The organism is Veillonella sp. 3_1_44, from assembly GCF_000163715.1.
Classification (GTDB): Bacteria; Bacillota; Negativicutes; order Veillonellales; family Veillonellaceae; genus Veillonella; species Veillonella parvula_A.
Window position 1 is genome coordinate 1 of record NZ_GG770199.1, and the last position, 18,585, is coordinate 18,585.

The following is an 18,585-nucleotide window of genomic DNA, read 5'->3' on the forward strand; positions in this document are numbered from 1 at the left end:
AGCCAAGGTTGTAGAGGTTGTATCTATGTACGTGTCCGTGTAAGACGGCCCTGGGAAAAGCAGGGCAGTAGAAGATGGAGGAGTGAAACGACGACAGATTCACTGCATCGCTTTCTTCCGAACGTAAGATTTACCGAGCTGCGAAGCAGAGAAGGGAAATCCACAGTGAGGAAGCAAGTAGGGCAACCGAAGAGGTCTTAGAGCTAAGCGACGCAGCCGAACCATATGAGTGCTTCCGAACGTAAGATTTACCGAGCTGCGAAGCAGAGAAGGGAAATCCACAGTGAGGATTGATAGGAAGCCGCGGCTAATGGTAGTATCTAACTAATCCATACGGTAACGAGGCACAACGTGCCAATGTTACCGAACCGTAAAGCAGTTGAGCTACTTTAAATATATGTAAATAAACTTTATCTAATCGATACCGCGGTGCGCAGCACCAATGGTATCGAACCGTAAACTAGTTGAGCAACTCCATATTTATGTAAATAACAAGCCCCATGATCACAAAATCATAGAGCCTATATATTAATAACAACTTATTAGGAATTTAATATATATACAAAAAAAGAGCTGCCTAAGCAGCTCTAATTCTTTATTATTCTACACCAACCATTACGCTAGTGGATTTGATAACAGCGACAACTTCTTTGCCAACTGCTAAGCCTAATTCTTTAACGGATTGAATAGTAATGTCAGCAGTAACAATATTATTATTACCTACGTTGATTTTTACGATTGCATTTACAGCGCCTTCTTGGATCTCAACGATAGTACCTTTTAATTGATTTCTTGCACTTAATTTCATGGATATCTCCTTAAAAAACAATACAAAAAGTATATATATTATAATATTTTGCATATAATTTGTGATATACATTACATCACAAATTATATGGAGCGGGCGAAGGGAATCGAACCCTCCTCTCAAGCTTGGGAAGCTCGCATTCTACCGATGAACTACGCCCGCACGATGTAAATATTGTATCATATATTTACATATACATTCAAGTAATCATAGATATATCTATGATTATACCTATAGTAGTAAATGTATTGAATTACTTTCAATCTAGATGTATAAAATAATAGAAAAGGAGGAATTCGTATGTCAAAAGTATATAAAGTTCATAAATGGTTATCTATCATTTCCTTAATTTTCTTCTTAATGTTTTGTATTACAGGATTAGTACTCATGTTTCGAACTGAGTTAAATGCATGGGCTCAAGGTGGAACAACACATCATTCATCAGCTATAATGTCGATGAATGAACATGAAGAATCTATATTTAAGTATGCTGATCAGGGGGCACTACTTGTTAAACAGAAATATCCATCAAAAGATATTTTGAATATATCCCCTGCTATGGGGGCTACACATATTTTACGGTATCGTATTATTGAATCTACGGCTACGGTAGCACCTCCAGCTCGCATGGGAATGGGTGGGGATTATGTTTTATATAATCCTATATCTAAAGAACTGATTACTTCACATAATGAGCCTCCTGTACATCCTTGGATTCGTAGTATGTTACATACTCTTCATCAATTACATACACGATTAGATTTAGGTAAAATTGGCATATATATTGTAACATTCTTATCATTTTTATGTAGTCTCACTATTATTTCAGGGATTTTTTTATATGGTCCATTTCGTAAAAGTTATTCTAAAGCCTCTGTTTTATCTAAGAAAATGAAAATAGGTGCATTACATCGTGAATTCTCAATAGTTGCAACGGTCTGGGGATTTATATTATGTATAACAGGTGTATGGATTGGGGGCTTTTTTATTGCAAATGATAACTATAATGCCGATGTACTTCATAATGCTAAACAGGAACTTTCGATTGGACAATCTGAAATATTGCAACCATCAGAAGCAATTTCTCGTATAATGAAAGTATATCCAGATCGACAAGTTATTTCTATGGATTATCCATCTAAGTTTAACAATTACCATTATGCATTTTATTTAGGTGCAGAAAATGATGATGATCCAGCTATGTTTCTTGGACAGCCTGTATATGCTAACTTGTATGTCGATTCTAGTAATGATAGATTTTCTACTAAAGCAGTTCCATGGTATTTTACAGGTATGACAACTATGATTAACCTACATATTCATAATCATAATACGATGGCTCTGAAGATATTGTGGGCTATATGGGATATTGTTCTCATTATTGGTATCGTGACTGGACTTATGATGACTATTATTAGAAAGTATAAAAAATCAGATGTAATTCTATCTAAAGTATCGGTAGAGGAAAAGCATATTTGGCGTACACCATTATTTTGTAGTATATCTGTTCTTATAGGATTGCTTCTACCACTTTGGCAAAATCCTGTTATGAATACGATTGCTGCTATTTGTTTAACTGTATCACTTATTGTATTTTTTATCTCTTTACTTAAAGAAAGTAAACAATATTGATTATTTTCGAACTGAAATGATATAATAATAAATATAGTTGTTTTTATATACATAAAAATACGTATTATTATTTATGACTCAGAAAGTGGTAGTTATTATGAATTTTATAAAAGCATTTTTCCAGTCAGAGTCTGCTGGTGGGATATCCTTGCTGTCCGCTGCTATTTTAGGCGTTCTTGTGGCGAACTCACCGATTGCAGCACAGTATTTTGCAGTCATGCAAATACACCTTGGTCCAATGACTATACTGGAGTGGGTAAATGATGCCTTAATGGCTCTTTTTTTCCTTTATGTTGGTATAGAGATCAAGAAGGAAATGATTTCTGGGGAGCTTGATACGAAGGCGAAACGTGTGCTTCCCGTATTAGCCGCATTTGCAGGTGTTATTACGCCAGCTATTGTGTATTATTTTGCGGCTGGATATATGCCAGAATATAGACATGGTTGGGGGATTCCTACCGCTACAGATATTGCTTTTGCTATAGGCGTTATTACAATGCTTGGTAATAAGGTATCTACAGCGATGAAAGCCTTTCTAGCTGCATTAGCTATTATTGACGACTTGATTGCCATAGTCGTTATTGCTCTCTTTTATGGGGCAGGCGTTAACTTTATGGATTTAATAGCTGCTGCGGCTGTAACTGGTTTACTGATTTATACTAATAAGCAAGGCTATTTAAGACCACTTCCGTATTGTGTTCTAGGATTAGTTCTTTGGTATTTAGTTTTAAAATCTGGTGTGCATGCTACCATTGCCGGTGTTGTACTGGCTATGACAATTCCTTTTAAAGGTAAAGTTATAGATAAGGTAGTATATCCTATGGAAGAATGGGCGCATGCTTTACGCAATTGGGTAAACTTCCTAATTATACCATTATTTAGTTTTTTAAATGCTGGTGTATCCTTTGCTGATTTTTCCATAGACAATTTATTCCATCCTGTAATCATAGGTGTTTCATTCGGTTTAATCTTAGGAAAACAATTAGGTATATTCTCTGCCGTCTACATTTTGGTTCAATCTAAGGCAATTAAGATGCCTACAAAAACGACGTGGCCTGAAATTTATGGGACAGCTATTTTGTGTGGTATTGGCTTTACTATGAGCCTTTTTGTTGCTACACTGGCTTTCCCACCAGGTATAACACAAGAAATGGCTAAGGTAGGTATCTTTATAGGATCAATCACGGCAGGCTTGCTAGGTGCGATTGTCCTAATTTTAGCTTATCAAATACGCAAGATGCGTGGTAAAATTTAATAAAATAATCTTTTGTAAGTATAGAAAGGATTCAAATGGAACGCATTTTTGTTTTCTTACGTTCTCCAGGTGCAGCTACATCTGTACTCCTAGGAGCAACAGTACTCGCTTTAATTTTAGCGAACTCTCCATCATCTGAACAATACTTTCAAATCGTTAATCACCATATAGGTAATCTAACAATTTTAGAATGGGTTAATGATGCATTGATGGCAATCTTCTTCCTTTTTGTAGGTCTCGAAGTTAAGCGTGAATTAGTATCAGGTGAGCTTAATACTAATGCTAAGCGTGTGATGCCAGGCATTGCCGCATTATTTGGTGTTCTAACGCCCGCTTTTATCTACTACTTAATTGCAGGTTTTCATTCTGAATATATACATGGTTGGGCAATACCAACTGCTACGGATATTGCATTTTCCATCGGTATTATATCTGCATTAGGCTCTAGAGTACCGAATTCAATGAAAGTATTTCTAACAGCTCTTGCCGTTATAGATGATTTGATTGCTATCATCGTAATTGCAATCTTCTATGCGTCAAGTATTCACATGATGTATTTAGGTGCAGCTGTCGTAGTTGTAGCTGCTTTAATCTATTGTAATAAGCAAGGATATGTACGACCTTTACCATATATCATTCTAGGGTTTATCCTTTGGTATTGTGTATTAAAATCTGGTTTACATGCAACTATGGCTGGTGTAATCTTAGCTATGACAATTCCTTCAAAAGGCAAACGAGGCCGTAAGTATGTTCGCCCAATGCAACATTGGGAACATTTATTGTCCAATTGGGTTAGTTTTTTAATTGTACCAATATTTGCATTCTTTAATGCTGGTGTAGATTTACGTAATGTATCTGTTAATGACTTAACGCATCCTGTAGTGCTTGGTGTTGCATTAGGCCTTATTATAGGGAAACAAATAGGTATTTTTGGTGCAGTATTTGCGATGGTGAAATGTGGCCTTGTACCAATGCCGACAGAAGCTAATTGGAAGCATGTATATGGTACTGCGATTGTATGTGGTATAGGCTTTACAATGAGTATCTTCGTATCTATCTTGGCATTTGAACCCGGTCACGCTCAAGAAATGGCAAAAGGTGGCGTTATACTTGGCTCATTAACCTCTGCATTATTCGGCTACATCTTCTTAAGACTTGTTGGTGCAAACCGAAAAGAATGTCATATTGGTGTATACCATAACTGCTAAAATTGAATAAAACTATTAAATCTCCATTATAGACTGAAGAGTATTTCCGACTTTAGAAGTAATCTAAGCGAATATTCTTGCAGGATATAATGGAGATTTTCATTGGTATCTTATAATTTTATGATATATATGTAATACACCCTTAAAACTATACTATAACTATAATTTAATATATATGAATTATTGATATTAATAGAACTTTTATGGTTTATAGATTATTTAAAACTGTATAGTATACTACTTAATGTAAGGTGAGGTGTATATGATAAAAAAAATAATTATTACATGTACGCTTGTTTGTATGATTGTAATGGTATCCTCTGTATCATTAGCAAAAACTATTGATCGGGGGCAACGAGGGCATCACGTTAGTAAGGTGCAAACCATGTTAAAGCATCAAGGTTTTTTACATGATTCTATAGATGGCATTTACGGTCATAATACAGAACAAGCTGTTCGAAAATTTCAAAAATCTAAAGGGCTCCCTGTAGATGGTCGTGTTGGTCCTGCTACGATGAATGCTTTGGAAAAGATGGAGACTCGTTATGGAGGCCATGGCACAGAACGCAATCATAATGGAGTACCTAATAAATACTCTAAAGTTTTAACGATGGAGGCTAGTGGCTATTCATCTCAAGATCCTGGCAACGGAAAATATACAGCTACAGGTAGTCGTCTACGGAAGGGACTTGTGTCTGTAGACCCTAAATTAATTCCTTTGGGAACGCGATTATATATTGAAGGTTATGGCTATGCTGTAGCTGACGATGTAGGTGGTGCTATTAAAGGGCATCGCATTGATTTAGCCTTTGATTCTCGTGCAGAAGCATTACAGTTTGGACGTCAATCTGTAAAGGTTTATATTTTATAATGATAACTCTCTAGTTTTATATGATTATATGATAGATGTATAGACTACAATCATATTCTTGTATAAAATGCTAGAGAGTTTTTCTTTTACCGAATTATAATGTATTCAAAACCTCGAATATTCGGAAATTATGGTATAATAAATAATAGATATATGATGATGACTCATGATGTTAAATTAATGAGCATACTCAATAGTTATATGATGAATAGTAAAGGATAATCCTATGGATAAAGTACGGCGTGTAGAACGAATGGTGGCAATGACAAAACTGTTAGTTGATTCACCGCAAAAATTGATTCCTTTAAATTACTTTTGCGACTTTTTTGGCATGGCTAAATCAACGGTTAGTGAAGATTTGACATGTGTAAGGCAGTCTATGGAACACTTTCAACTGGGGACCTTAGAAACGGTGGCCGGTGTAGCTGGTGGGGTACGATTTATTCCGCATCGTAAGGGAACACAAGCGAACGATATTTTACGCGATGTACAAGCTCGTTTAATGGAGCCAGATCGCATCATTCCAGGTGGTTTTATTTATATGTCTGATATCTTATATGATTGGCACGTAATGACACGTCTGGGTGAGATTATTATGACTCGTTTTGTGAACCGTGAACCGGACTATATTTTGACTGTAGAAACAAAGGGGATCCCTTTGGCTGTAATGGTAGCGAGAGCTTTCAATAAACCACTTGTTATTGCTAGACGTGATAGTAAGGTAACAGAAGGTTCTGCTATTAGCATTAATTATGTAACAGGTTCCTCTGGGCGCATTCAAACTATGACACTAACTAAACGGGCAATTCCTCCTAATGCGAAGGTGTTAATTATCGATGACTTTATGAAAGCTGGCGGTACTGCTAAGGGGCTTAAAGAATTAGTTCTTGAAATGAGTGGGGTCGTTGTTGGCACAGGTGTTCTTGTAGCTACAGCTGAACCAAGTCCGAAATTGATCGATGATTATGAATCACTATTTACTTTTTATGGTATCGATGAAAATACAAAGAAAATTAGTATAGAGCCTGTGTTAGATGAAGAGTAAATCATTAATATTAGGAAGATTATAGGCTGATATAATGGTTTATATTGAGTATTGACCTATGGGCTAAATAATGACGTAAAGAATATTTAAAATGGTATAGAGATATAAGAGATAACAGATAGGAGATTACTATGAATATTGCAAGCCTTATTTTAGCTGCTGGTAAGGGCACGCGTATGAAGTCTAAATTGCCAAAAGTGTTACACAAGGTCGGCGGTAAGGCGATGGTAGAACGCGTTCTTGAAACGGTTCAATCCATTGGTACCAATCGCGATGTTGTTATCGTTGGTTTTGGTGGCGATGCAGTACAAAATTACTTGGGAGAGCGTGCTGAATTTGTTCGTCAAGAAGAACAAAATGGTACAGGTCATGCAGTTAAGATGGCTCAACCAGTACTTGGTGATTATGATGGTACAATCTTATTGTTATGCGGTGATACTCCCCTGGTTACAAAAGAAAGTTTAGAAGCACTTTTAGAAGAACATAAAAATTCCGGTGCAGCAGCTACAATCTTAACTGCTCATATGCCGGATCCAACTGGTTATGGACGTATCATTCGTAATGAAGCGGGTTCTGTAGTTCGTATCGTAGAACAGAAAGATGGTAAACCTGAAGAATTAGCGGTTCAAGAAGTAAATACAGGTATGTACGCTTTTGATAGTAAAAAATTATGGCCTTGCTTAGATCAATTATCTGATGATAATGCCCAAGGTGAATTGTATATTACTGATGTAGTTGGTATTCTCGTAAATGGTGGCGACAAGGTAAGTGCATACATGACTAAGGATTTTGAAGAATCTTTAGGTGTAAACTCACGTTTGCAATTAGCAGAGGCTGAAGCTATATTAAAACATCGTAAAAATGTTGAGTTAATGACTGCTGGCGTAACAATTATTGATCCTGAAAATACCTATGTGGCTCCTGAGGTAACAGTAGGTGCAGATACAATTTTGCATCCTGGTACAATTCTTGAAGGTGATACCGTGATTGGTGAGCGTTGTGAAATTGGACCACATACTCGTTTGACGAATGTAAAAGTCGGTAATGATACGATTATCCATTTTACTTATGGTCATGACTGTGAAGTAAAAGACGGTGTAGATGTAGGTCCATATGCCCATTTGCGTCCAAATACAGTTTTAGGTAATAAGGTTCATGTAGGTAACTTTGTAGAGGTTAAGAACTCTATTGTTGGGGAAGGTACCAAGTTTCCACATCTCTCCTATATCGGCGATAGTGATGTTGGGGCCGGTGTTAATATTGGCTGTGGCACTATTACCGTAAATTATGATGGGAAAGTTAAGCATCGTACGACTATTGGTGATGGTGCATTTGTTGGTTGTAATAGTAACTTAGTAGCTCCTGTAACAATAGGTAATTATAGCTATGTAGGTGCGGGCTCAACTATTACTAAAAACGTACCAGATAAGGCCTTGGCGGTAGGTCGTAGCAAGCAAATTGTGAAAGAAAATTGGGTAACAGAGGATACTTTCAAAAAGAAATAAAAAAAATCTCATATTTTTTAACACAATTAGGTCAAAATAGTATACAATAAAAAGGCAATAGTGTGTATCTGTAATGTATGGATTATGGATAAGTAACCAGTATAGGAGCAAATGAAAGGGTAACAAAATGGCATTTGAAGACGGCAAAAAACTCAAGATTTTCACAGGTAATGCAAATCCTGCATTGGCAAAGGAAATTTGTGATTATTTAGGGTTGCCTTTAGGTGAAGCATTTGTAGGTCGTTTTAACAATGGCGAAGTACAAATAATGATTGATGAAAGCGTACGTGGCAAAGATGTATTTATCATTCAACCAACTAGCTATCCTGTAAATGATAATTTAATGGAACTCATGGTTATGGCTGACGCGTTAAAACGAGCTTCTGCACGTCATATCACTGCAGTAGTTCCTTACTATGGCTATGCTCGCCAAGACCGTAAGACTCGCGGTCGTGAGCCGATTACAGCTAAATTAGTAGCTAATTTGATGCAAACGGCAGGTATTACACGTCTTGTAACAATTGATTTGCATGCAGGACAAATTCAAGGTTTCTTTGATGTGCCTGTAGATCATTTGTTTGGCGCATCTATTTTGGCTAAATATATTAATGAAAAAAATATGGAAGATATTATCGTTGTATCTCCTGACCTTGGCGGTGTTACAAGAGCTCGTGATTTGGCTGACCGCATTGGTGCACCGATTGCAATCATTGAGAAAAAACGCCCTGAACCAGGTGTGGCTAAAGTTATGAATCTCATTGGTGATGTGGCAGGTAAAAACTGTATTATTATCGATGATATCGTAGATACGGCTGGATCCTTGGTTGAAGGTGCTAAAGCATTGGAAGAATTCGGTGCTAAATCCGTTACCGCCGCTGTTACACATGCAGTGTTGACAGATCCGGCAAGTGAACGAATTGCAAATTCCAATATTAAGGAACTTATCGTTACTAATACTATTCCATTGCCGGAAAATTGCAACTTACCAAATATTACGCAATTATCCGTAGCTCCATTGTTGGGTGAAGCAATTATGCGTATCTTCCATGAAGTGTCTGTAAGTAATTTATTTGATAAATAATAGGTGATTCTTGAAATTAGTAGTAGGCCTCGGTAACCCCGGCAAGCAATACGAAAAGACAAAACATAATATTGGATTTATGGTTATTGATGCCATAGCCGATAGTGTCCCTCACACGCCTTGGAGAGAGGAGCAACGTGCTGAGGTATGCAGTATTACCGTAGATGGTGAGAAAGTATTACTTGTAAAGCCGCAAACATTTATGAATCTAAGTGGTGAGTCTGTAGGACCGTTAATGCGGTACTATAAAATTGATCCATCTGATGTGTATTGTATCTATGATGACATGGATTTACCTATAGGTAAGTTGCGTATTCGACCAAATGGTAGTTCAGGTGGACATAATGGGATTAAATCTTTAATTTCCCATATAGGAACAGAAAATTTTCCTCGTTTCCGCGTAGGAATTGGACGTCCATTGCCACAATGGACTGTCATTGATCACGTTTTAGCACCATTTAGTGAAGAGTCGCAAGAGAAGGTACAAAAAGGTATTAAGGATACGGTAAAAGCCGTATTAGGCACCTTAGAGGTAGGTATTGATAAAGGCATGAATCAATTCAATCCTAAACGTCGTCCACGGCGATAAATACATGCATAAGGGCATGAGTCTCATTGAGATTCATGCCCTTTTTACGAGGTACATATGAGTAATCAAGAAAAAATGCCTTTTGTAGAGGCTTTAGAATCATATAAAGAACAACATTTTGTGCCCTTTCATACGCCAGGTCATAAGATAGGTGTTGAAGCACCTCAACTGTTAAAGAATTGGATGGGGCCAGCGTTATCCTATGACTTAGGTGTTATGTATGCTTTAGATGATTTACATGAACCTGAACGGGAATTAAAAGAAGCGCAAGACTTAACAGCCGAATTATATGGAGCTGATTGTTGTTGGTTTTCTATTAATGGTACTACAGCTTTGATCGAAGCCATGATCATGGGCACTGTAGGGCCTGATGAAACCATTATCATTCCTCGAGAAGCACATCGTTCTGTTATTAGTGGACTTGTTCTCTCAGGAGCCAAACCAGTATATATGGGCTGTGATTTTGATGAACGCTGGGGGATTCCACTAGGAGTATCATTAGAAAATGCTATCAAATCAATGGATGCACATCCAGAGGCAAAGGCGATTCTTTTAGTGTATCCAAACTATTATGGCGTGGGCATAGATATTGTTAATATCATACAAGAGGCTCATAAGCGGGAACTTATTGTACTTGTTGATGAAGCTCATGGGCCTCATTTGCCGTTTTCTGAAAGTTTACCTATAGAAGCTACAGAGGCTGGAGCAGATTTGGTGGCTCAAAGTACACATAAATCTGTTGGCTCTTTGACACAAACATCTTGGCTATTAGGGCAAGGTAAAAAAATTGATAAGCGGCGTATTACGCAAATGCATCAAATGTTACAAAGTACGAGTCCAAACTATATTTTCCTTGCTTCCTTAGATATGGCGCGCCATCAATTAGCCACAGCAGGTAATGATTTAGTAAGTCGTGCAGTAGAGTTGAGTATGTACTTACGTGAGGAACTCAATAAAATTTCTGGTATTGCTGCTATGGAATACACGGATATTCAAGAGCGAGTAATAAATTATGATTGTACTAAGGTGCTGATTGATGCTAAAGAATTAGGGCTCACAGGTGTAGAATTTGAACGGATGTTACGAGAACATCATATTGAGGTGGAGTTAGTACAAGCTCATCATGTGCTAGTGCTCATTACCATAGGTGATACAAAAGAGTCTGTAACTGCTCTTATTAAGGCTGTACAAGCTGTAAGTGAAAAGGTGTTACGTGCATTTAAAGAATTTAATAAAACAGAGGAAGAGCAATTGCAAGACATTAGTAAAGATTCTGCGCTGCTGCCAGCGCCTATTGTGCGCATAACCCCTCGTAATGCTATGTATGCAAATCGTGAGCAAGTACCTTTAAAAGAAGCACTTCATCGCATTGCAGGGGAGACAATTGCTTATTATCCACCGGGTATTCCCTGTGTAGCAGTAGGTGAAGAGATTAGTGCCTCTGTGTTACAATATATAGAGAATCGCAAGGCTTTAGGTTTTGTACCGAATGGTGCTGATGATATGACATTGGAAACAATTTGGGTATTACAGGAGTAATTATGGGGACTTTGATTATATTAGAAGGTGGAGACGGCAGCGGTAAGGCTACACAAACTAAACTCTTAGTAGAACGCTTGACCAAAGAAGGGCATGCCGTTAAGTCTGTGAGCTTTCCAAACTATAATAGCGGCGCCGCTATGCCTATTAAAATGTATTTAGCTGGTGAATTTGGTAAGGATGTACATGATGTAAATCCTTATGTGGCAAGCTCCATGTACGCTATCGATCGATTTGCTTCCTTTAGAACTGATTGGGAGCAGTTTTATAACAATGGAGGTATCATCATTGCAGATCGTTATACCACATCAAATATGGTACATCAAATGGTAAAATACGATGATCTGAAGGAGCGTACTGCATTTTTAGATTGGCTTGAAGATTTTGAGTTCCAAAAATTTGGCTTGCCTAAACCTGATGCAGTATGCCTTTTGGATATGCCCCTTGAAGTGAGCGAAGTCCTTATGGCGGAGCGCACTGGTAAAACTGGGGGCAATACTGGTGATATTCACGAAGGGAATCATGCATATTTAGTAGCCGTTCACGATGCGTATGAAGAATTAGTAAAGCGTTATCAATGGCACCGCATACCTTGTGCGGATAAAGCTAAGTCTAGTCAGTATACGTTGCGTACTATTGAAGAAATTCATAATGATGTATATGGTGTAGTAGAAAATCTACTACCTTAGAAAAAGGCGACTCTTTTAAAAGTCGCCTTTTTCCTATATAATATTAATATTGAGCATGTATTGATAGGAGGCGCTATGACATATTTTGATTCTATAATTGGTCAAGATTCGATTAAGGCACACCTATCTGAACTTGTAAGTCGTAATGCATTACCTCATAGTCTCTTGTTTCATGGCGAATCTGGTCTTGGCAAGCTAGATATGGCCATAGGCCTAGCGTCTTTATTACTAGGGCGTCAAGTATTCTCTCAACCTAAGGGGGAATCTTATTTAGCAGAGGTTAAGGAAGCCCGTTTAGCAAATGGGGATACGGAAAAACGTATCGAAGCCGAAGGATTACCTATCTATATGGATAAGGGTGATGCCTTTTGGATTCGCCCTATGAAAACAACCTTAAAGGTAGAGCAGTGGTATTCATTATTACAAGATCATCTGTCTGTGGCGGGCAATGGGAACCGCGTTGTCATTGTGGAGGACTTTCACACAGCCAATGCAGTCATGGCAAATGCTATGCTGAAAACCATTGAAGAGCCACCTGAACAGGTGTACTTCATCATTATTACGAACAAGATTAACACCGTATTGCCTACCATCATTTCTAGATGTATGGGAGTTGGTTTTAACAGTGTTGATGTAGATACGATTCGCACCGCTCTTGTAGCGCGTGGAATTACCGGTGATATAGAACAGGCTTTATTAGCTGGTCATGGTAATCCACAATTGGTGGAAAAACTGGCGACACAAGGGCGCATTGAAATGCTAGAGTTAGCCGTTAAGGTGATGGACATATTAGCTTTTGAAACGCGATGGTTTTCTATGATTTCCTTAGCTTGTGAAAGCTTATCTCGTGAAAGCTTAACGGAATTGATGCACTGGCTACGCCTTGTAAGTAGAGATATGATGGCTCTTAAAATGGGGGCTCAAGACACGCAATTACAAGTACCTATATACAAAACTCAATTATTACGATTATTACCGCGCTGGTCTATGCAAGCATTGGCTAAGGTTATTACCGAAACATTGCAAGCAGAACGGGCTTTGTGCTTACATATAAAAACCGCTCTCGTGGTGGACGGTCTTAGTATCGCCCTTCATGATGCTCGGGAGGAGGATTAAATGCTAACCATAGTTGGCGTACGCTTTAAAAAGGCGGGAAAGATTTATTATTTTCAGCCTGAACAATTAGAACTATCCGTTGGGGATGGAGTTATCGTTGAAACAGCACGTGGTGTAGAATATGGCACAGTTGTGATTGGACCTAAAGAGGTCTATGAAGATTCTGTTGTTGCCCCTGTTAAGCCTGTTATTAGACAGGCGACGTCTAAGGATTTGAAACAAATCGAGAAGAATAAAGAGCGCGAAGAAAAAGCCTTTGAAATTTGTCTCGAAAAAATTGAAAAACGCAAGTTACCGATGAAACTTATTAATGTGGAATACACATTTGATATGAATAAGATTATATTCTTCTTTACTGCAGATGGCCGTATTGACTTCCGTGAGCTCGTTAAAGATTTGGCAACTATATTTAGAACGCGCATCGAGTTACGCCAAGTAGGTGTCCGTGATGAGGCTAAAGTACTAAATGGTATCGGTGCTTGTGGTCGACCTTTGTGTTGTTCAAATTTCTTAGGTGACTTTACGCCTGTATCGATTCGCATGGCAAAGGATCAAAATTTAAGCTTAAATCCTACGAAGATTTCCGGTGTATGCGGTCGATTGATGTGTTGTCTTAACTACGAAGATGATTTATATAAAAAAGGTGGCGACCTATATGTGAAGAAGGAACGCACTCAATCTCCTCAAGATATAGCACCTCCTGGCATTGGTAAGGAGGTTGTTACCGATGAAGGTATTGGTAAAGTTTTAAAGGTAAATCATCATAAACATACTGTAAAGGTACAGCTCGAAGCGGGCCGTACTATCGATTTGAAATGGTCCGAGGTGGCATTGCCTGATGAATGATCAAGAACGACTTGATGATTTAATTATCGATGGCTTACAGATTTATCAGCGTTCTGATATGTTTCGCTTTTCCTTTGACGCCATAGCACTCATTCATTTTTGTCGTTTTAATGGTCGTCATACCTATGTTGATCTTGGAACGGGGTCAGGGGTTATGCCGCTTATAGGTACGTCATTAGGGGCAGGTCATATTACAGGTATAGAAATTAATGAAACTCTCGTTGAGTTGGCTAAGCGTAGCGTAGAACATAATCGTAAACAAGATGTGGTAAATATGTTATGTGGTGATTATCGGCATATGACATATCGAGATATACAAGATAAGCCTTTTGATGGTGTTATTGTTAATCCCCCTTTTTATGATTGTGAAAGCGGTGCAAAGCCTACATCTGAAGAGCGTACTTTAGCACTTCATGATGGACATACAACTTTATGTGATGTTCTGAAAGCGGTACAGTCTTTTATTAAATGTAAAGGTCGCTTGTGGATGATTTATAGTGCTAGTCGGTTGCAATATGTATTACATGAACTAGAAAGGTTTAACTTTCAAGCAAAACGAATTCGGTTTGTTCATGGTATGCTAGATAAACCAGCAAAATTAGTTTTGATAGAGTCTATTTTTCAAGGTCAGGCAGGTCTTGTACTTGAGCCACCACTCATCGTTTACAAAAAAACGAATGTGTACACGAAGGAGGTGTCCTCTTGGTATGAACGATAATGAATGGGGCGCATTATACTTGGTGCCTACACCGATTGGTAATTTAGAAGATATGACGTATCGATCTGTTCGTATTTTGGGTGAGGTAGATGCTATCGCGGCTGAGGATACACGTCATACGGGCATATTGTTAAAACATTTTGATATTAAAAAGCCTTTGATTTCTTATCATGAACATAATAAGGAGGAAAAAGGTGCTTATATTTTGGAGCTTTTGTTAGAAGGACAGTCGATTGCTTGCGTTAGTGATGCGGGTATGCCTGCTATTTCTGATCCAGGGGCAGACCTTGTAACAAAGGCCATTGAAGAAGGCATAGCTGTAGTTCCATTACCAGGAGCCAATGCGGCGTTAACAGCACTTATTGCATCAGGTTTAGATACTAAATCCTTTACCTTTGCAGGGTTCTTGCCTAAACGGGGAAAACATCGTATTGAAGAATTAAAAAGACTTTCACAAGTGACGGGAACCTTGCTGTTTTACGAAGCCCCGCATCGATTACAAGAGGTTTTACAAGATATGTATGAAGTCTTTGGTAATCGCTCTATAACGGTGGCAAGGGAATTGACGAAGAAGTTTGAAACCTTTGTACGCACCGATCTAGAAAGCCTTATAAAGGATTTAGAACAGCTCACCTATAAAGGTGAATTCGTCCTCATCGTAAGCGGTGCTGATACAGTGGAGTCCGATACTTGTGAAGTGTTGGATGAACCAGTATCTTATGAAGATGCTGTGCAAGCCCTTGTAGATACTGGGGTACCTAAAAAAGAAGCTATTCGCCAGGTGGCAAAGCGTTTTAACGTTTCCCGCCGGGATGTATATAATATTGTAGAACGTTAAACCTTCCCATTCGAAGGTTAGAAGGAGGCTCATCATGGGAGACACAAAGAAAACGTATTATATTACGACACCTATTTATTATCCAAGTGCTAAGTTGCACATTGGTCATACGTATTGTACATCTGTAGCCGATACAATTGCACGCTTTAAACGATTAGCAGGATATGATGTACGTTTTTTGACCGGTTCAGATGAACATGGCCAAAAAATCCAACGTGCTGCAGAAGCACAAGGCATTACTCCTCTTGAATATACTACAAATATTGTAAATGGTTTTAAAGCATTGTGGGAAAAAATGCATATTTCCAATGACGATTTTATTCGGACTACCGATGAACGTCATGAAAAGGTTGTTCAAGCGTTATTTACAAAAGCTTATGAGAAGGGCGATATTTACAAAGCCGAATATGAAGGCTGGTATTGTACACCGGACGAAACTTTTTGGACAGAGCAGAAGCTAGGACCTAATCATACTTGTCCGGATTGCGGTCGCCCTGTAGAGCGTGTTAAAGAGGAAAGTTATTTCTTCAAACTCGGTAAATATACGGATCAATGGCTTAAGTTTATTGAAGAGAATCCTGACTTTATTCAGCCTGAATCTCGTCGTAATGAGATGATTCAATTTGTAAAGCAAGGTCTAGAAGACTTGGCGGTGTCTCGTACATCCTTTGATTGGGGAATCAAGGTCCCATTTGATCCTAAACATGTAGTATATGTTTGGTTCGATGCATTAGTGAACTATATTAGTGCACTCTCTCCATTTGATGGTGATGGTGAACTATATAAAAAATACTGGCCTGCAGATCTCCATTTAGTGGGGAAGGAAATCGTACGTTTCCATACAATTATTTGGCCTATGATGCTCATGAGCCTTGAGTTGCCATTACCAAAAAAGGTATTTGGACACGGTTGGATGATTGTAGATGGTACAAAGATGAGTAAATCCTTGGGGAACGTAATCGATCCAATCCCATTGATTGATACATATGGTGCAGATTCTTTGCGTTATTACTTATTAAGCGAGATTACGTTAGGTAATGACGGCAACTTTACGTTACCTAACTTCGTTACAAAAATTAATGCAGATTTATCTAATGATTTAGGTAACTTATTAAACCGTACTATTGCGATGATTGAAAAATACCATGGTGGTGTGATTACAAAATGCGATGATATGGATGATTTGGATCGTGATGTATCTACATTAGCCGTTCAAACTGCAAAAGATTTTGAAGCGGCGATGGAAAATATGGAGCTTAATAAAGCTATCAAAACTGTATGGTCCTTTATTGGTCGCATGAATAAATACATTGATGAAACAATGCCTTGGGTATTGGCTAAATCTGAAGATGCTCATGATAAAGCGCGCTTGCAATCTGCTATGTATCACTTGGCAGAGGCATTGCGTATCATTGCCATCTTAGTAAGCCCTGTAATTCCTGTAGGAGCTCCAAAAATCTGGGAACAATTAGGGCTTACAGGTTTTGAAGCGGCTACGTTGGAAGATGCTAAAACTTGGGGATTATTGGCAACAGGTACTAAAGTTGTAAAAGGTGAGCCTATCTATCCACGTTTTGAAGTTCCTGAAATGGTAGATGTAGTTGTTACAGAAGAAGTTGAAGAAGCTGTAGATACATCTAATATTCCACCATTAAAAGAAAATATTACCTATGATGACTTTGAGAAACTCGATCTTCGTGTAGCTAAAGTTATAAGCTGTGAAAAGGTGCCTAAGTCCAAGAAGTTGTTGAAATTTGTATTGGATATCGGTATTGAAGAACGCACCGTATTAAGTGGTATTTCCCAATATTATGAACCGGAGACTATGGTTGGTAAAAAGGTAATCTATTTGTCTAACTTGGCTCCTAAAAAGATGATGGGCATTGAGTCTTATGGTATGATTTTGTCCGCCTCTGATTGGGAAGAACATTTAGAGGTAACAAATATCGAATCATTACCGGCAGGAAGTGTGGTTAAATAATGAAACTTTTTGATACACATGCTCATGTAAATGATGGGCGCTTTGATAATGATCGTAATGAGATGTTACAAGCCTGCTTTGATACAGGTGTAGAATATATTATGATTCCTGGTGTTGACAGAGGTACCGTTGAGTCTGGTTTAGCTTTGGCTAAACAGTACGATCAATTATATGCTGCTGTAGGGACTCATCCCCATGAATCAAAGGACTTTACAGAAGAAGACTACGAGTTTTATAAGGAACAAGCTCTTAACAATGATAAGGTACGTGCTATTGGTGAAATTGGACTAGATTATTACTATGATTTTTCTGACCGTGAAACACAAAAACGCGTATTTATTCGTCAGTTAGAGCTTGCTCGTGAAGTAGATCTCCCGATTATTATCCATGACCGCGATGCACATGGTGATATTATGAATATCTTGCGCAATGAAGGGAAGGATAACTGGGGCATTTTCCATTGCTATTCTGGTAGCTGGGAGATGGCAAAAGAAGCCATTAAAATGGGCTTTTATATTTCCTTTGCAGGTCCTGTAGTATTTCCTAAGTCTACAAATCTTAAGGACGTGGCAAGACAAGTGCCATTAGAACGAATCCTCATTGAAACCGATTCACCGTATTTGACACCACCACCATTTAGAGGCCGTCGAAATGATCCAAGTAAAACTCAGTTTGTGGCAGAAGAAATTGCAAGCCTTAAAGGGCTCGATGTAGATGAGTTTTGTGAAATTGCTTTTAATAATGGTAAACGAGTATTTGGCATCGAGTAAATGTAGAAACTAGTTCATAAGATTATTAGCGAATAAAATATTTGTTGGATTCTAATCACTAAGATTTTCTATGCTAAAGTATTAGAATACACGA

General features: G+C 38.2%; 17 protein-coding genes and 1 tRNA gene. 16 read left to right on the top strand and 2 right to left on the bottom strand.

Annotated elements, in window-relative coordinates; translation table 11 throughout:
* Positions 1-598: 598 nt before the first annotated feature.
* Both HMPREF0873_RS00005 and HMPREF0873_RS00010 read right to left on the bottom strand, forming a co-directional pair.
* Positions 599-808, bottom strand: a complete 210-nt coding sequence (locus HMPREF0873_RS00005) for a molybdopterin-binding protein (RefSeq protein WP_004693239.1) — start codon at positions 806-808, stop codon at positions 599-601.
* Between the two features lie 88 nt (positions 809-896).
* Positions 897-970, bottom strand: a tRNA-Gly gene (locus HMPREF0873_RS00010).
* A gap of 138 nt (positions 971-1,108) precedes the next feature.
* Here HMPREF0873_RS00010 and HMPREF0873_RS00015 point away from each other — a divergent pair.
* The 16 genes from HMPREF0873_RS00015 (at position 1,109) to HMPREF0873_RS00090 (ending at position 18,491) form a co-directional block, all read left to right on the top strand.
* Positions 1,109-2,440, top strand: a complete 1,332-nt coding sequence (locus HMPREF0873_RS00015; protein ID WP_004693241.1) for a PepSY domain-containing protein — start codon at positions 1,109-1,111, stop codon at positions 2,438-2,440.
* A 97-nt stretch (positions 2,441-2,537) separates the two neighbouring features.
* Entirely contained in the window at positions 2,538-3,695 is a 1,158-nt protein-coding gene (nhaA, locus tag HMPREF0873_RS00020) for a Na+/H+ antiporter NhaA (protein ID WP_004693243.1), read from the top strand.
* 35 nt (positions 3,696-3,730) lie between these two features.
* Positions 3,731-4,903, top strand: coding sequence for a Na+/H+ antiporter NhaA (gene nhaA / locus HMPREF0873_RS00025; protein WP_008713579.1), 1,173 nt, complete (start codon positions 3,731-3,733; stop codon positions 4,901-4,903).
* A gap of 262 nt (positions 4,904-5,165) precedes the next feature.
* Positions 5,166-5,774, top strand: a complete 609-nt coding sequence (locus tag HMPREF0873_RS00030; protein WP_004693247.1) for a peptidoglycan-binding protein — start codon at positions 5,166-5,168, stop codon at positions 5,772-5,774.
* Positions 5,775-6,000: 226 nt separating this feature from the next.
* Entirely contained in the window at positions 6,001-6,819 is an 819-nt protein-coding gene (gene purR, locus HMPREF0873_RS00035; protein ID WP_008713583.1) for a pur operon repressor, read from the top strand.
* A gap of 131 nt (positions 6,820-6,950) precedes the next feature.
* The gene (gene glmU / locus HMPREF0873_RS00040; RefSeq protein WP_008713585.1) at positions 6,951-8,324 is read left to right on the top strand and encodes a bifunctional UDP-N-acetylglucosamine diphosphorylase/glucosamine-1-phosphate N-acetyltransferase GlmU; all 1,374 of its coding nucleotides are present in this window, start codon (positions 6,951-6,953) and stop codon (positions 8,322-8,324) included.
* Between the two features lie 127 nt (positions 8,325-8,451).
* A complete protein-coding gene (locus tag HMPREF0873_RS00045; RefSeq protein WP_008713587.1) occupies positions 8,452-9,405 on the top strand; it encodes a ribose-phosphate pyrophosphokinase in 954 nt (317 codons plus the stop codon).
* Between the two features lie 10 nt (positions 9,406-9,415).
* Positions 9,416-9,994: an aminoacyl-tRNA hydrolase gene (gene pth / locus HMPREF0873_RS00050; protein ID WP_004693256.1), complete on the top strand. Its 579-nt coding sequence runs from the start codon at positions 9,416-9,418 to the stop codon at positions 9,992-9,994.
* A 57-nt stretch (positions 9,995-10,051) separates the two neighbouring features.
* The gene (locus HMPREF0873_RS00055) at positions 10,052-11,533 is read left to right on the top strand and encodes an aminotransferase class I/II-fold pyridoxal phosphate-dependent enzyme (RefSeq protein WP_004697178.1); all 1,482 of its coding nucleotides are present in this window, start codon (positions 10,052-10,054) and stop codon (positions 11,531-11,533) included.
* A gap of 2 nt (positions 11,534-11,535) precedes the next feature.
* On the top strand, positions 11,536-12,222 hold the full coding sequence (locus tag HMPREF0873_RS00060; RefSeq protein WP_008713590.1) for a thymidylate kinase: 687 nt from the start codon (positions 11,536-11,538) through the stop codon (positions 12,220-12,222).
* Between the two features lie 75 nt (positions 12,223-12,297).
* A complete protein-coding gene (locus HMPREF0873_RS00065) occupies positions 12,298-13,338 on the top strand; it encodes a DNA polymerase III subunit delta' (RefSeq protein ID WP_008713593.1) in 1,041 nt (346 codons plus the stop codon).
* Positions 13,339-14,184, top strand: coding sequence for a stage 0 sporulation family protein (locus tag HMPREF0873_RS00070; protein WP_008713595.1), 846 nt, complete (start codon positions 13,339-13,341; stop codon positions 14,182-14,184). It begins immediately after the preceding gene.
* Complete coding sequence (locus HMPREF0873_RS00075) at positions 14,177-14,902, top strand: tRNA1(Val) (adenine(37)-N6)-methyltransferase (RefSeq protein WP_008713596.1); 726 nt, start codon at positions 14,177-14,179, stop codon at positions 14,900-14,902. The genes HMPREF0873_RS00070 and HMPREF0873_RS00075 overlap by 8 nt, the downstream gene beginning before the upstream one ends.
* Positions 14,892-15,740 (top strand): 16S rRNA (cytidine(1402)-2'-O)-methyltransferase, encoded by an 849-nt coding sequence (gene rsmI, locus HMPREF0873_RS00080; RefSeq protein WP_008713597.1) that lies wholly within the window; start codon positions 14,892-14,894, stop codon positions 15,738-15,740. The genes HMPREF0873_RS00075 and rsmI overlap by 11 nt, the downstream gene beginning before the upstream one ends.
* Before the next feature lie 34 nt (positions 15,741-15,774).
* The gene (metG, locus tag HMPREF0873_RS00085; RefSeq protein ID WP_008713598.1) at positions 15,775-17,721 is read left to right on the top strand and encodes a methionine--tRNA ligase; all 1,947 of its coding nucleotides are present in this window, start codon (positions 15,775-15,777) and stop codon (positions 17,719-17,721) included.
* Complete coding sequence (locus tag HMPREF0873_RS00090) at positions 17,721-18,491, top strand: TatD family hydrolase (protein WP_008713599.1); 771 nt, start codon at positions 17,721-17,723, stop codon at positions 18,489-18,491. Before metG ends, HMPREF0873_RS00090 begins: the two co-directional genes overlap by 1 nt.
* Positions 18,492-18,585: the final 94 nt, after the last annotated feature.

Bases quoted from the DNA above. Each gene is read 5' to 3' on its own strand.
- nhaA (WP_008713579.1), top strand. From the start codon at position 3,731: ATGGAACGCATTTTTGTTTTCTTACGTTCTCCAGGTGCAGCTACATCT.
- HMPREF0873_RS00005 (WP_004693239.1), bottom strand. From the start codon at position 808: ATGAAATTAAGTGCAAGAAATCAATTAAAAGGTACTATCGTTGAGATC.
- HMPREF0873_RS00065 (WP_008713593.1), top strand. From the start codon at position 12,298: ATGACATATTTTGATTCTATAATTGGTCAAGATTCGATTAAGGCACAC.
- HMPREF0873_RS00070 (WP_008713595.1), top strand. From the start codon at position 13,339: ATGCTAACCATAGTTGGCGTACGCTTTAAAAAGGCGGGAAAGATTTAT.
- HMPREF0873_RS00060 (WP_008713590.1), top strand. From the start codon at position 11,536: ATGGGGACTTTGATTATATTAGAAGGTGGAGACGGCAGCGGTAAGGCT.
- nhaA (WP_004693243.1), top strand. From the start codon at position 2,538: ATGAATTTTATAAAAGCATTTTTCCAGTCAGAGTCTGCTGGTGGGATA.
- purR (WP_008713583.1), top strand. From the start codon at position 6,001: ATGGATAAAGTACGGCGTGTAGAACGAATGGTGGCAATGACAAAACTG.
- HMPREF0873_RS00030 (WP_004693247.1), top strand. From the start codon at position 5,166: ATGATAAAAAAAATAATTATTACATGTACGCTTGTTTGTATGATTGTA.
- metG (WP_008713598.1), top strand. From the start codon at position 15,775: ATGGGAGACACAAAGAAAACGTATTATATTACGACACCTATTTATTAT.
- HMPREF0873_RS00055 (WP_004697178.1), top strand. From the start codon at position 10,052: ATGAGTAATCAAGAAAAAATGCCTTTTGTAGAGGCTTTAGAATCATAT.
- HMPREF0873_RS00075 (WP_008713596.1), top strand. From the start codon at position 14,177: ATGAATGATCAAGAACGACTTGATGATTTAATTATCGATGGCTTACAG.
- glmU (WP_008713585.1), top strand. From the start codon at position 6,951: ATGAATATTGCAAGCCTTATTTTAGCTGCTGGTAAGGGCACGCGTATG.
- HMPREF0873_RS00045 (WP_008713587.1), top strand. From the start codon at position 8,452: ATGGCATTTGAAGACGGCAAAAAACTCAAGATTTTCACAGGTAATGCA.
- HMPREF0873_RS00090 (WP_008713599.1), top strand. From the start codon at position 17,721: ATGAAACTTTTTGATACACATGCTCATGTAAATGATGGGCGCTTTGAT.
- rsmI (WP_008713597.1), top strand. From the start codon at position 14,892: ATGAACGATAATGAATGGGGCGCATTATACTTGGTGCCTACACCGATT.
- HMPREF0873_RS00015 (WP_004693241.1), top strand. From the start codon at position 1,109: ATGTCAAAAGTATATAAAGTTCATAAATGGTTATCTATCATTTCCTTA.